The following is a 13,277-nucleotide window of genomic DNA, read 5'->3' on the forward strand; positions in this document are numbered from 1 at the left end:
CTTACAACAATTTACCTAAAAGATACACCACTCAGATTTTAACTATTGTTATTAAATACCCTCTTAGTCTGACGGATAGCCGCTACCCTTCCGCTTCAGCCTTTTTGCCGAAAAGTGAAATCAGAATGTAGAGGACAATCGTCCATGCGAAACCCGAAATTCCTTCGGTGATAACAAAGAGTACGGCTGCGGCGAGCACCACATACCTTCTAACGTTGTCACGCCACGAAAGGTTGGCGAATTTGAGTGAAAACATCTTCAATTCACTCACCATAAGGAGTGAAATCGCTACGATTAGGACAGCCATCACTATGTTGCCGGGATAGGCATGTGAATTGATCCATGCGAGCACTCCTACCCAGAATATGGCATTGGCCGGAATCGGAAGTCCGATGAATGATGTGGCCTGACGGGTGTCGACATTGAATTTTGCAAGCCTGAGAGCGCCCATGACAGCTATGAACAGCGCTATCGCACTCATCCAGACCGATGCTCCGTAGGCCTGCATGGCATTCATGACGAGGAAAGCAGGGGCAAGACCGAAGCTGACAAGGTCGCTGAGAGAGTCGAGCTCCTTTCCGACCGGCGAATATGCGTGGAGCAGACGCGCTGAAAGCCCGTCGCAGAAATCAAACACCGCAGCAGCTCCGATAAAAATAAATGCCCATGACATCGGCGACAGAGCACCGGTCTCCATGCCGAGGTTAAAAGCAAAAAACACCGCCACACATCCTGAAAGGAGGTTAAGGCAGGTGATTGTGTTGGGGATATAGGATTTGAGTGATTTCAATTGATGATTAGTGATTTAAATGTGTTTGCATAGGGGGCTCGAAGCCTTGTGTATTCTTTTGATTCTATCAGTCATTAGGGTTATTCCTCAGACGGGCAATCACACTGACACCGCCGGTGGTCTTGTCGCCGATTTTGACAAACACCTCGGCATCAAGAGGGAGATAGATATCGACGCGTGAGCCGAATTTAATGAATCCCAGATGGTCCTCGATATTTGCGGCATCGCCCGGTTCGGCATAGGTCACAATCCGTCGGGCCACAGCGCCGGCAATCTGGCGCACGAGTATTTCCTGCCCGTTGGTCGCACGGATTAACACTGTCGAACGCTCATTCTCTATGCTTGCTTTGGGAAGATAGGCACTTAGAAAACGTCCGCGATGGTGACGAACCAGAAGCACCTCTCCATCGACCGGGAACCAGTTGGCATGGACATTGAAAACGGTCATGAACACCGAAACCATCCTTACCTTGCGGCGGAGGACTTCAGGCTCGAACACTTCTTCAAGCGCCACGACAGTACCGTCGACCGAACTTACGACCACATTGTCTCGGTCTCCGCGAAATGTGCGACGAGGCGAACGGAAAAAGTTAACGATCAGCAGATATAACACAGCCGAAATCGATGAAAAGACAATAGGGATGACAGCCGGACGAATGAACATCCATGCCGATAGATTGATGACAATCATTATCAGCATGACAACAATAAGTATGTTAGTACCTTCGCGGTGTATTTTGACTTTCATTTACTATGTTTGGTCGGGGCGTCATGCGCCCGCATTAGCTCCCGTGGTATATTATAATAGGTCGTTAACTTAATTTGCAAAATTACTCAAACTTTTCAACTTATCAAAAATTACCGTGAAAAAAGGTTTGCATTAAATATCGGCTCGTTTATCCGTTAACAAGTTTTAACCCGCAAATAGGTTATATTCTCATTTATTTACCTAATTTTGCTATTGCAAATTAGCCATACCACATGAATTGATATATTCATTCTGATGTGTGGCTGAAGGGAGATTACATCACCACGGCAATTCGACGGCCTACATTCCCGTGTGAATACGGCTATTGAAAGTGATGGGACGGCTCTTCTCCCTTTCTTCCCGGCTTAGCTGCCGGAGTGGATAAAATAAAAATATCTGCGTCCCGTCTTGCAGAACTTGTCTGATTCATGCAGCATTCTTGCGTTCATACGGTGGCAGGAGAGTTGCTCTTGAACTATGAGTTCTATGCAAAAACAGCCGTTCGGTAAAATTTACACTGACAGACTTTGTTCCACACACTTACCTCATCTGCATTCGTCAGGTGAGGCATATTGACGTACATATACACCTAACTACACTATATATATCATTATCACTGTCATTCACAGCGTAATGAAAACCTATAAGACTCTTAGAAATACTATGAAACACCCCTTTTCTCGGCAACAGCTCTAACCCTATGGAATGTTGCAGGAAGACAATCAAGGACCGCGATGCCATAAAACACACATCGCGGTCCTTTCAATGTCAACCAACCGGCTATATCAGACGACGGCTTAAAAGTTTTTCCTGACTGTCCGGCTCACAGCCATGAGATTTCCAACAGTGATAAGCACTATGATCGCAAGGCCTATGCCTATTGTTGGCCAAGGGGAAGTCGATTCGACTCCGAGCGTCGACAGCGGTTCGCGCCACTGGTGTGCGGCTACGAGCATCACAGTTATAGCCGAAAGAATCACCACAGCGTTCACCGTCATTATAATAAGGTGATAATATCTCGCCACCTGAGCGGGAGAATAGCCGAGCTGCATGAGCTGATGAATCTTATCGCGGTTCTTTTGCAAAAGCAGATAGATGCTCAGAAGCAGAATGAAAAACGCCAGCAGGCTGATGACAAGCCCGACGGCAATCACCACCGTGGTCACGAGCGAAAGGAAGTAGGCAGCCTTACCGTTGGCAGCACGGTCGCCTGCAGTTTCATAATCATGCTCGTCAAGATAGCTTTCCGCCTGCGGGTCGCCGGGTTTGTCGAGCATCACTATCAGACGCGACGGAGATTCCGAAGCGTTTGCCGAAAACTCGCGGTTTGCCCACTCCATGAACTCTTCGGGTACGGCAATGGTGTTGAGGCGCGACGAGAATCCGACAATGCGGGCGTTGACCCACTGTTGCCGTCCGTTACCGCTAAGCGACAGCTGCAAAGGGACCATCCCGATGACCTCCTCCGACACCTGCGGCATGCCTCTCGAAGTCGCGAAACCGAAATTGTAGAGCGACAGGTAATCTTTGGAAATAATCACCGGCACAAAATCCGAACGCCCCGGTTCATAGCCCCACCCTTTTGGCGAGACATCAAAAAAATCGTCGGGTATGGATTCGAGAAATAGGTCCGAGCCCATCGAACTGCCTCCGAAACTGACTTTGGCGTAGACATTGAACGCCGCCGAGTTGAACCGTCCTACCTTGCGGGCCCACGGCTGCGAGGCAATATCGGAAATCTCCTCCTCGCTGAAGCGCGTCGACTCTCCATCTCCGCCCATAAACGAGCCAAGACCGCTGACTTTCTTCGAGATTATCAGATAATCCTTGGATATAAACGAATCCTCGTCGTCCCACACCGTGGTCACGTCGCGATAAAACTGTATCGCAGTGAGCACGATTGCAAGCCCGACAAGATTGGCAAGCGCATATCCTGCAATCTGTCCGGCACTTATATTGCGTCTGAGCAGACGCCACACTATATTTTTTGACATCGGATAATGACTGTGTTTCAAATAATGTTTCTTACCTCTTGCAAACGACACACGAACGTAAATGGCCTCGTGAACTGTTTGCTTACAGCCTCAGCAGCTCGTAGTCAGGCAGTTTGATTTTATTGCCGACCGACGTGGCGATTATACCGGCTCCGAGGCGGCGCGCCTCTTCGTCGATTAGCTCCGCCACAGCCTGATTGTTGCGGCTGTCGAGGTGGCTGACAGGCTCGTCGATGAGCAGAAAATCGAACGGCTGGCACAGGGCACGGATTATCGCCACCCTCTGCTGCTGCCCCACCGACAGGCGGCCGGCAGGCACTCCTGCCTTCTCACCGATTTCAAGCCTTTCGAGCAATGCGACAATCTCATTGGCCGACTTGTGGGCCGTCAGACGATTTTTGATTTCGATATTCTCCATCACGGTCAGCTCCGGGAACAGCCCCATCTCCTGCGGTAGATAGGCAAGCGAGCTCCGCCGCAGCTCACACCAGCGACCGATGCCGAAACTCCGAGCGTCAGCTCCGTCAAAGAGTATCCGGCCGTCGTAGTCATGGCGCGAACCGTAGATGTAGCTGCACAGCGACGACTTACCCGTCCCGCTCTCAGCCTCGATGAGATAATATGTTCCACGCCTGAAAGTCATGTTTTCCTGAAGCCACAGCTGCGAATCCTTGACAGGCAACTCGTTTTCGCTTCCACGGAACACATGCGGAAGCACACGGCGCAATGATATTTCCTCCGTCATAGCAATGCAGTCAGAATTGCTTCAAGTATAGGGCGGTCACTGCCGTTGAGGCCAAGTTCCATTGTCGCATTGTCATTGTTGACCTGCATGCTGAACTTCACACCGAAATCGGGCAGCATGTAACCGAATTCTTTAAGCGTCGGGAGGTCGACACACAGCGCTCCGTTCTTGCCGTTGAATATCGGAGCAAGCGAATTCTGTCGGTCTGACTCAAACGGCATATTGCTCACCGCAAAATATCCGTCGACATTACCCATGTAGAGATTCATGCCGTATTGCGGAATGACCATCACACCGTCCTTATACTCCTTGGGGCTGACTCCGGCCATGAAGAGCGAACTGCGCATCATACCCATTATATCGTTGATTTTCTTCTGTGGCAGGCTCACCATCATCACAAAATGCCAGTTGCCCGGATCGAGGTCTGTGTATGCCTCGCTGTTGGCAGGTCCGGCTGCAAGGAAGATAGTTCCGTCGATTGACTGAAGATAGGGGGTGACGGCCGAAAGCATGGCCTGAGTCTGGAATCCGCCCAAAGTTCCGACCGCCTTGGTCACAATGCTCCAGTCAAAATCAGGGCTGACACCAAGCCCGAAGGCCAAGTTGAAATTTTCAGGTACATAGGCCAGCACAGACGGATTGATTTCCTTAAGGCCCTTGAATACCAACGGCGTGCCATCGGCTTCAATAAACGAGCTTGAACCGACAAGCCTGTTATCCTTGACATTGCAGGTAAACGTGGCCCATGTGCTCTCAAACTCAGGATTTTCACCCTTAGCCCCCTTTTTATCCTTTTTCTTATCGGCAGCAGGAAAATCCTGACGGACTACAACATTAAGGAGATTGTCGCTCTCAAGCAGCTGCACGATACCGGTCATTGACGCGAGCGATGATTTTTCAGCCTCCTTACTCATTGATGTGACGACATCGACAGCATCCGACGGCTCGGCATCAACAAACCACACCCGGTCATCGTCAAGCAACACGGACATGCCGCCGGCCACACCGCAGCTATAGCCACCGGTCTCGTCGCTCCACTCAATCGTCCCGGCGGTGATTTCCTTGAACTTTGATTTATCGCTGACAAGCATAGTCATGACCAGCCTAATTTTATCTCCGACAACCCATGCGGTCTCGTCAGGATTACATATTCCAGATTCGTCAAGCTTCCAGACAGCCTCGACAATAGCCGACAACCGCTCAGGGGCTTCAATCCCCGAGGGATAGACAGCCTTGCCGTTGTCATATTTGCATCCGGCATTTTCAAATGCAGTCTTCAACCTTATGACACCCGCCTGTTCGACAGTCGACGGTATCGCATCAAGCAACTTCCGCTCTTTTGAGCATGACACCGCGAGTACTCCTAATAACACCACTGCCAGCATAGGCAGCATGAACCGTTTGAATTTCATATAATACAGTTTAAAATAGTCTTTTAATGGTCTGACTGCAAACTTACAAACAATGTCTCAGACCACCAAGCCAAAGCGCAACAATTTAGAAACGGGCGACTAATCCGCAACCATAGGGGCGCCCCGGCTACCGACGAAGGCGTTTACGGAGGTTACGGACAACGAATACCGATGCAATCAACGGAACAGGAAGGAGCAAAAGGCGTAGCGAAACCGATGGCATGGACTGAGCGACCACAATACATGCGAGAGTTATTGAAAACGTCAGCATCGCCATACGGACCGATGATGCGGGAAGAGTCAGGCCATAACGGACATAATACACATAACCTACAATCACGGCATAAAGCAAGAACCAAAGTCCGTAGGCAACTCCAAGTCCACCGATTCCCCACACAGAATAACACCCGATGTTCAGCCCCAGCCCCGCTACCGCGCTGAGCGATTCGGTGAGCAGGAATGCAAGGCCGTCACCCTTGGCAAGAATGACGTATGACATGCAATATGACACACCCCTCATCACGATTCCGGTCATAGCGATGGTTATGAAGGGAACGGCCGCTTCAAAACGGCTGTCATACAGAATCCTTACAAGCCACGGAGCAAGGGTGACGAAAAAAGTAACCGCCGGAAGCAGAAGCATGAGTATCAGTCCCATCTCGTGGGCCACAAATACACTCAGCCGTCGCCCCGATGCGGCTACCCGTGAGAGACGCGGATAATACTCGGTGGCAAGTGCCGTGAAAATCAGGCCTACATAACGGTTGACCATTGTATAACCCGCCTGATAGAAACCGACCTCCGTATCCCCTCCCCGATTGTTGAGCCATGCGACAAACACATAGCTCAAAGCCTGTGCGACGAAATCGGCCGTGGTCATATAGAGGCCAAGTATGATGAACCGTTTGCCGGCCGAAAGAGTCTCCCCCACCCCGATTGGACGTTGGGCACGGACTCCGCGCACTCTATATATATATGTGGCGATACATGTGGCAAGAGAGTATGCGATAATAGAGGGGACAACACTCGCCACCCCCCAGAAATAATACATCGGCACTGAAACCACGAAACCGGCAACCGCCCCCCACACCGACGCTCTGGCCAGACGGGAGAGCGCACCCAGCCCCTGCATGACAGCCTCTTCGGCACTTGCTATGGAAAGAAAGAAAATCACGGCTGCAAGAGCCATGTAGTGAAGGGTCATACTACTGTCGCCGAAAGTCAGACGGCTTAGCAAAGGGGCACACGCAGCCATGAGCACTGCGCCTGTCACACCGAGCAGCCATCCCCACCGTCTCACGACAGTAACTGTCATGGCAATAGCCGACGGTGATGTCTGTCCTGCTATATCGCGGACCGAACTCGACCGCATGCCTAACTGTGCGAGCGTCTTGACTGTATCGACCGCACCGTTGAAAATACCGAAAAGTCCGACACCGGCAGGACCGAGCCAGACGGCGATCAGTTTTGTGCGTATGACTCCGAAAAGAATCTGCAACATCCTCACACCGCCAAACATTCCCATGGCTTTAAGGACCTTTGCTGATACCGTAGCGCTCATCGCCGCGCCTCCTTCCACGCCGGAGTGACATGCTCGGCTGCAAAAGCCACACCACTCATCATTTCACGCAGAGCGGTGAAAAAACGCGACTGCCCTGATTTGGAAAGTCTCCATGCCTTAAGCGGAATCCGGGGAATAAATGTCAGCGGATAGCAGTAATAGATAAATGCGCCAAAAGCCCTCAGCACCCCGGGTTCTGTAATTTTACGCCGGCCGGTGGTCATCCCCTCATGGCGCGTGATTACAATCGGGAAAAAACGGCAGTTGAGCTTCAAGCGTCTCGCGGTGAGAAGAAACATTTCGTCCTCAGCCGCATGCAGGCTTATTGAACCCGGACCGAATGCGGGATGGAAACGCAGGGATGCCGCACGTCCGCGCCTGCGGACCGCGACTTCAAACGTAGTCTGGTAGAAACCTTTCGGCAACCTCCGTCCAAGGCGGCATTCCTCCGTAGGATAAGCCTTGTCAGTCCCCTCATACATGAACGACGCATAGTCAAGCTCCGGATTCTCCTCAAAGACGCGCCTTACCGCCTCAAGCTGTGAGGATGTATAACGCAGGTCATCGTCAGCCACGAGATAGACATCGGCAGTCGACAGCTCTATGGCATTGTTACGGTTGAAACTCACACCACGCTGGCCGAAACGGTCGACTGTCACATCATGGCGCGTCTCAAGTGCCCCGGGAATTTCAGCATCACGGTGGTCCTGCCACGAGACTATATAGCGCACTCCGTCTACTACAGGCAGATTCATGTCAGCCACCCTGAGAATCCCCTCAGGTGTGTGGGTGGCTATGAGGACATCAAGCGTCAGCATGGTATTTTTCAGATATAGTTTAAGTAAATAGCTTGGCGGTCTTTTCAGCATCCTTCTGCCGGAGTCTTTCGAGCCAGAACCGGGCGGTACGACGCGCCACAAGACGGTAGTCGTTGTGCTTTACCACAAACTCACGCCCCATCAGACCGCGCGGACGCAATTCCTGCGGATGCAGCACTGTGTGTTCGAGTGCACGGAACACCGACTCATAGTCAGGTTCGACATGAATCACGGGGTGCAATTCCGTCTCGCCGATAAAATCATAGAACTCCGGAGCTCCGCCCGACACTGTGTTCAGTCCGTAGGCCATAGCCTGAAGGGCATTTGTCGCGGGCGTGTAGCTGTAGAGCTGGTCGAGCACCACATGGGCCGAGCGCAGCAGTCCAAGATACTCGTCATAGGGACGGTTTTCGACTATCACCAGTTCTGCTTTATCGGGATAACGGTCGACGACGGCACGAGCGGCATGCTCCATCACATCTGTCCCCTTCTCGAGCTGCCGGTTACGGTAACGGCCAAGAAAGAGGCGTATTTTAGCTGGACGGTCAGGCAGCTCCACCGGCTGCAGGGCATCGGTGTCGATCGGAATTCCTGAATAGGCAACTTTTTCCGGAGGCAGGGCACGTCGGATAGCAAGGTCGTTCTCATAAAGCACAGAGACAGCCCCGTCGATTGACGCATATATATGGCGGTCAAGCGCACGCATGTCGTCGGCAAGCCACTCTCGGCATATCCAAGGTTTCGCCTTGAGATAGGGCGAATCCTCACCGAAGATTTTAAATTCGTTATATTTCAGCGGGCCGTCGGGGTCGAGACATGTCGCCACATAATTGGGGTCAGTCCCGAGTGCAGTGTTGAAAATCGAGCGGTTGTTTGCCTTCAGGAAGTCGAAAAGCACTCTCTGTCTGACTGGGCGTAGTTCCACATAGCTTTGAGTGGCGATGGTCACCACATCAAAGCCTCGCATCCTCTTCATTAGCCCGAACCGTATTCTCATCCATAGGTCAAGACCGCCGAGTTTACCGTTGAAACGACGGCGAAGGTCTATGTCACGCCCGGTATTGAGCCAGTAACCGCCATTTGAAGCGACCACCGTCTCGTGGCCAAGCTCCTGCAGCCCGCGCGCGAGAGTGCGGTGACAGGAGGAGGCATCCCCGACAAAAAGTATTTTCAGACAGCCGTCGTTCATGGTTATGACAGATTACAGGTGGAGACGAGGCGACACATGAAGAACCGTCACTACAGTTTTTTACGGAAAGCCCTGCGGCGACGGTGCTGACGCTTCTCGAAATAATCCCACTGAGACTGAACCTTTGTGTTGGATTCAAGCTCAAGGTTTGTTTCGGCATATTTTATGCCGTTTTTGATGAAGATGTTGAGAAGGTCGTAGAAAAACAGCGAGTTTACACCCTTTGACTGATATTCAGGCTTGACGGCTATGAGTAGCAGGTCGATCACATCGTTCTGCCCCTTCATGTCGCGCAGGATATGATACCACCCTGTCGGGAACAGCGATCCGCCTGATTTCTGCAGGGCTTTTGCAAGCGAAGGAATGGTTATGCCCACCCCGACAAGCTCACCTTTGTTATCAACCACCACACTGACATATTCAAGACGCAGAATGCTCAGATACATGTCTATATAATAGTCAATCTGCTTTTCGGAAAGAGTGCAGTAGCCATAGAGATCGGCATATGCCTCGTTGATGAGCTGGAATAGCGCCTGACCGTAGTCAGCCTTGATTTTCTTGCCTGAAGTATATTTGAGAATACGCAGGTCGTATTTTTTCAACACGATTTCCGCTATGCGTGTCATTTTCTCAGGCACTTTGTCGGGTATGGTAATGCGATATTCCACCCAATCGATATCCTTCTTATAGCCAAGGCGCTCGACATGAGCGGGATAGTAATCGTAGTTATATATCGTAGCCATAGTGCCCATCTCGCTGAAACCTTCGACGAGCATGCCTTCACGGTCCATATCCGTAAATCCCATCGGACCTATAATTTCAGTCATGCCACGGTCACGAGCCCACTCCTCGGCTGTCGCGAAGAGCAGGTCTGTCACCTCCGGATCGTCAATGAAATCTACGAAACCGAAACGGGCCTCCTTCTTGCCGGTGGTCTTATTGAGACGGTCGTTGATAATGGCTGTTATACGCCCTACAGGCTTTCCGTCGCGGTAGGCCATGAATGACTGCGCACGGCAATATTCGAATGCCGGATTCTTTTCGGGCAGCAACGTATGGACCTCATCGAAAACCAAGGTCGGTACAAAATAGTCGTTACCTTTGTAGAGGCTGTTGCCGAATCTGACATATTTCTTGATTTCACTCTTTGTAGGCTCTATAGCCTTAATCGTTACAGACATATATTCAATCGGTAGATTCAATCTGGGTATTGGAGGTCTCCTGAAGCGGAGTCGGTCGGTAGGGAGATGTGAGCCACAGCAGCAGGGCGATCATCGCTACGAGGAACGCTATTATAGCTATGTATATGTTGTTTCGCTTGCGGTCGGCAAGAGCCAGCCGAAGGTCGTTGACATCATGATAGCGTTTCGCCGGATCTGGATTCATGCAGCGTTCAGCCACTTTCTGCAGACGCTGATGCTGTCCGGGAAGAGCCGCAAGCGTCGCCGCGAGCACTTCGCCATAGTTTCTGATATCCTCGCTCGCATCCTTTGGAGTGATGTGAGTCTTCTGGTCGAAGCCGACATCAATGAGTTTGAGGTTGCCTATATTTTCGGTAAAAATAATCCGGGAAGTGGACAGAGGGTGGTGTTCGAGATGATTGGCCTGTATGTAATCGAGAGCATCCAGCAACTGATGCTGAATCTTGTCGAGATGTTCTTCTGTAACCTTGCCTTCCCTGATGAGCTTATCGAGCGAATCGCCATATACATCGTCGGTGATGATACACATGCCGAGTCCGGGCACATCCTCGAAATCATTTATCATTATGATGTGTGGATGAGCCAAGTTGTAGCGCACCTCAAACTCTTTTTCTATCATCTGCTCATATTCAGGCACACCCTTCAGCTCGGGGCGAAGAGTCTTAAGCATCAGCCATTTGCCAAACTTTTTGGCTGTATATACATGATAAAATTCCTCGTCCCATTCGGGAAGATGCTCTATTTCAGTCCATTTTTCCGCAGACCCGGGAAAATGAGGATTGGAGGGAGTTGTAGCCATAATCTGATGATAGTTATTTACTTTAAAAGCCAGTCACCACGGATGAACGGCAACCGTGCATCCGACAGGCGCTATATTCAGAAGTTGCAAAGATAGATAAAAAAAGCGAATTTTAATTATCTTTGCAAATAAGATTTACCACATTCTCCGATGTCGATAAAATATCTCACCGACGCTATATTTTATTGGCATACTAAAAAAATAAAAACAATGGCACTACCAATCAACATAGAAGATCTGCTCAACAAGAGGAAAGTTGAATCGAACCGCATCGAGTTTAAGGCAAGCTGGAATCCGGATAAAATCTACCATACCATCTGTGCCTTTGCCACTGACTTTGAAAATATAGGCGGAGGATATATACTTGTCGGTGTCGAAGAGGAGAATGGTATTGCAAAACGTCCGATAAAAGGCATAAATGAATCTGAGATTGACAAAATTCTCAAAGATATGGTAGGTTACGATGCAAAAATATCGCCCGCATATCTCTGCAAAGTCTCTCCTGAAGAAATTGATAACAAGATGATTCTTGTTATCTGGGTTCCGGCAGGCATTAATCGTCCATATTCCGTAATGGAAAGTGTCGTTGCTAAGAAATCCATACCAAAATTCTATGTGAGAAGTAAATCTTCCACCATTGAAGCGAAAGGAGAAATCTTGGATGAGGTACGCGAACTTGCCAATCGTGTGCCTTTCGATGAAAGAGGCAACAGCAGTATCTCTATCGATGATATATCAGGAATAAGAGTCTATGAACACCTGAAATCAGTAGGTAGCAAATTGATTGATGACATAGGCCGCAAATCTCTGACAGAGATACTCGACGAAATGGATTTGATTGACGGCCCGATTGAGAATCGCCAAATTAAGAATGTGGCAGCAATGATGTTCTGTGACCATCCTGAAAAATTCTTTCCCGTAACCCAAGTAGACATAGTTTATTTTCCTGAAGGAAGCATTGAAAATCCCGATTTGATGATTGAAGCTCCAAAGATTACAGGTCCAGTACCAAAAATGATTGATGAGGCATTATCATTTCTGCGTACAAATGTCATCAAGCAAAGAATAACCAAACCTTCAGACACAGAGAAATCAATCAAGGTCTTCAATTATCCATATCAGGCTATTGAAGAAGCCGTGGTGAACGCTCTATACCATCGCGACTATATGGAGCGTGAACCGGTGGAAATCACGATAGAGCCTACCCATATTGACATTTTGAGTTACGCAGGGCCAGACCGTTCAATCAGCAAAGAAGCCATAAAAGAAGCAAAGAAACTGAAAGCGCGCAGATATAAAAACCGCAGACTTGGGGATTTTTTAAAGGAACTTGGATTGACCGAGGGACGTGCGACAGGTATACCCACAATCCAGAAACATCTGAGATTGAATGGCAATAGTCCTGCGATAATTGAGACCGACCCTGATCGCACATATTTCCTTATTACATTACCTTGCCGTGAAGGTTTTGAGGAGGACCACGCTCAAATGAGCAGTCAAGAAAAATGGGAACTGCCTATTGAACTTACCCAACTTCTTGGACAAGTATCAGACCAAGTTAAATCCACTATAAACCACTACAATACAATAAAAAAAGGACAGATTGGGGAACTACTTGTCCAAGTACTTGTCCAAGTTAGAAAAAACTCTAAATATAGAAATCAACTACCGGAATTAGCAACCTCTATTTTAGACACTCTAACACTACTCCACGATAGAGAATACAGTGCACAAGCTATAAACAACACATTAGAATTTGGTGAGATCAAAGATCTAAAACGACGAATATTAACACCACTAATAGATTTAGGATATTTAACTATGACGATTCCTGACAAGCCCAACAGCAAGAATCAAGCCTATAAACTGACCGAAAAAGGAGTTTCATTATTTGTCTCAAACAAATAATACATAATCAACGAAAATAAACTTACCTTAAGTTTATTGATGGAATATCAAGTTAAATAACGTGAGTTCGATATAAGCAATAGACCATTCACCAATAAAACAATCAGCCAT

General features: G+C 49.1%; 11 protein-coding genes. 1 reads left to right on the forward strand and 10 read right to left on the reverse strand.

Annotation, left to right across the window (positions count from 1 at the left end):
- Positions 1–82: 82 nt before the first annotated feature.
- The 10 genes from pssA to QZ311_RS08980 form a co-directional block, all read right to left on the reverse strand.
- A complete protein-coding gene (gene pssA, locus QZ311_RS08935; protein ID WP_297066862.1) occupies positions 83–790 on the reverse strand; it encodes a CDP-diacylglycerol--serine O-phosphatidyltransferase in 708 nt (235 codons plus the stop codon).
- A 67-nt stretch (positions 791–857) separates the two neighbouring features.
- Complete coding sequence (locus QZ311_RS08940; protein ID WP_297066864.1) at positions 858–1,538, reverse strand: phosphatidylserine decarboxylase family protein; 681 nt, start codon at positions 1,536–1,538, stop codon at positions 858–860.
- A 797-nt stretch (positions 1,539–2,335) separates the two neighbouring features.
- A complete protein-coding gene (locus tag QZ311_RS08945; RefSeq protein ID WP_297066866.1) occupies positions 2,336–3,532 on the reverse strand; it encodes an FtsX-like permease family protein in 1,197 nt (398 codons plus the stop codon).
- Positions 3,533–3,614: 82 nt separating this feature from the next.
- Complete coding sequence (locus tag QZ311_RS08950; protein ID WP_297066867.1) at positions 3,615–4,277, reverse strand: ATP-binding cassette domain-containing protein; 663 nt, start codon at positions 4,275–4,277, stop codon at positions 3,615–3,617.
- Positions 4,274–5,689, reverse strand: a complete 1,416-nt coding sequence (locus QZ311_RS08955; protein ID WP_297066869.1) for a hypothetical protein — start codon at positions 5,687–5,689, stop codon at positions 4,274–4,276. The genes QZ311_RS08950 and QZ311_RS08955 overlap by 4 nt, the downstream gene beginning before the upstream one ends.
- Positions 5,690–5,816: 127 nt before the next feature.
- Positions 5,817–7,268, reverse strand: coding sequence for an oligosaccharide flippase family protein (locus QZ311_RS08960; RefSeq protein ID WP_297066871.1), 1,452 nt, complete (start codon positions 7,266–7,268; stop codon positions 5,817–5,819).
- The gene (locus QZ311_RS08965) at positions 7,247–8,068 is read right to left on the reverse strand and encodes a glycosyltransferase family A protein (protein ID WP_297066873.1); all 822 of its coding nucleotides are present in this window, start codon (positions 8,066–8,068) and stop codon (positions 7,247–7,249) included. The genes QZ311_RS08960 and QZ311_RS08965 overlap by 22 nt, the downstream gene beginning before the upstream one ends.
- Positions 8,069–8,087: 19 nt before the next feature.
- Positions 8,088–9,257 (reverse strand): hypothetical protein, encoded by a 1,170-nt coding sequence (locus QZ311_RS08970; protein ID WP_297066875.1) that lies wholly within the window; start codon positions 9,255–9,257, stop codon positions 8,088–8,090.
- Between the two features lie 50 nt (positions 9,258–9,307).
- The gene (locus QZ311_RS08975) at positions 9,308–10,438 is read right to left on the reverse strand and encodes an N-acetyltransferase (RefSeq protein ID WP_297066877.1); all 1,131 of its coding nucleotides are present in this window, start codon (positions 10,436–10,438) and stop codon (positions 9,308–9,310) included.
- Between the two features lie 4 nt (positions 10,439–10,442).
- Positions 10,443–11,258, reverse strand: coding sequence for a protein kinase (locus QZ311_RS08980; RefSeq protein WP_297066879.1), 816 nt, complete (start codon positions 11,256–11,258; stop codon positions 10,443–10,445).
- A 210-nt stretch (positions 11,259–11,468) separates the two neighbouring features.
- Between QZ311_RS08980 and QZ311_RS08985 the strand changes: the two genes are divergently transcribed.
- On the forward strand, positions 11,469–13,166 hold the full coding sequence (locus tag QZ311_RS08985; protein WP_297066881.1) for an RNA-binding domain-containing protein: 1,698 nt from the start codon (positions 11,469–11,471) through the stop codon (positions 13,164–13,166).
- The last annotated feature ends 111 nt before the right edge of the window (positions 13,167–13,277 follow it).

The organism is uncultured Duncaniella sp. (assembly GCF_910578445.1).
Classification (GTDB): Bacteria; Bacteroidota; Bacteroidia; order Bacteroidales; family Muribaculaceae; genus Duncaniella.

Bases quoted from the DNA above. Each gene is read 5' to 3' on its own strand.
- QZ311_RS08970 (WP_297066875.1), bottom strand. From the start codon at position 9,257: ATGAACGACGGCTGTCTGAAAATACTTTTTGTCGGGGATGCCTCCTCC.
- QZ311_RS08940 (WP_297066864.1), bottom strand. From the start codon at position 1,538: ATGAAAGTCAAAATACACCGCGAAGGTACTAACATACTTATTGTTGTC.
- QZ311_RS08975 (WP_297066877.1), bottom strand. From the start codon at position 10,438: ATGTCTGTAACGATTAAGGCTATAGAGCCTACAAAGAGTGAAATCAAG.
- QZ311_RS08965 (WP_297066873.1), bottom strand. From the start codon at position 8,068: ATGCTGACGCTTGATGTCCTCATAGCCACCCACACACCTGAGGGGATT.
- QZ311_RS08945 (WP_297066866.1), bottom strand. From the start codon at position 3,532: ATGTCAAAAAATATAGTGTGGCGTCTGCTCAGACGCAATATAAGTGCC.
- QZ311_RS08980 (WP_297066879.1), bottom strand. From the start codon at position 11,258: ATGGCTACAACTCCCTCCAATCCTCATTTTCCCGGGTCTGCGGAAAAA.
- QZ311_RS08950 (WP_297066867.1), bottom strand. From the start codon at position 4,277: ATGACGGAGGAAATATCATTGCGCCGTGTGCTTCCGCATGTGTTCCGT.
- QZ311_RS08955 (WP_297066869.1), bottom strand. From the start codon at position 5,689: ATGAAATTCAAACGGTTCATGCTGCCTATGCTGGCAGTGGTGTTATTA.
- QZ311_RS08985 (WP_297066881.1), top strand. From the start codon at position 11,469: ATGGCACTACCAATCAACATAGAAGATCTGCTCAACAAGAGGAAAGTT.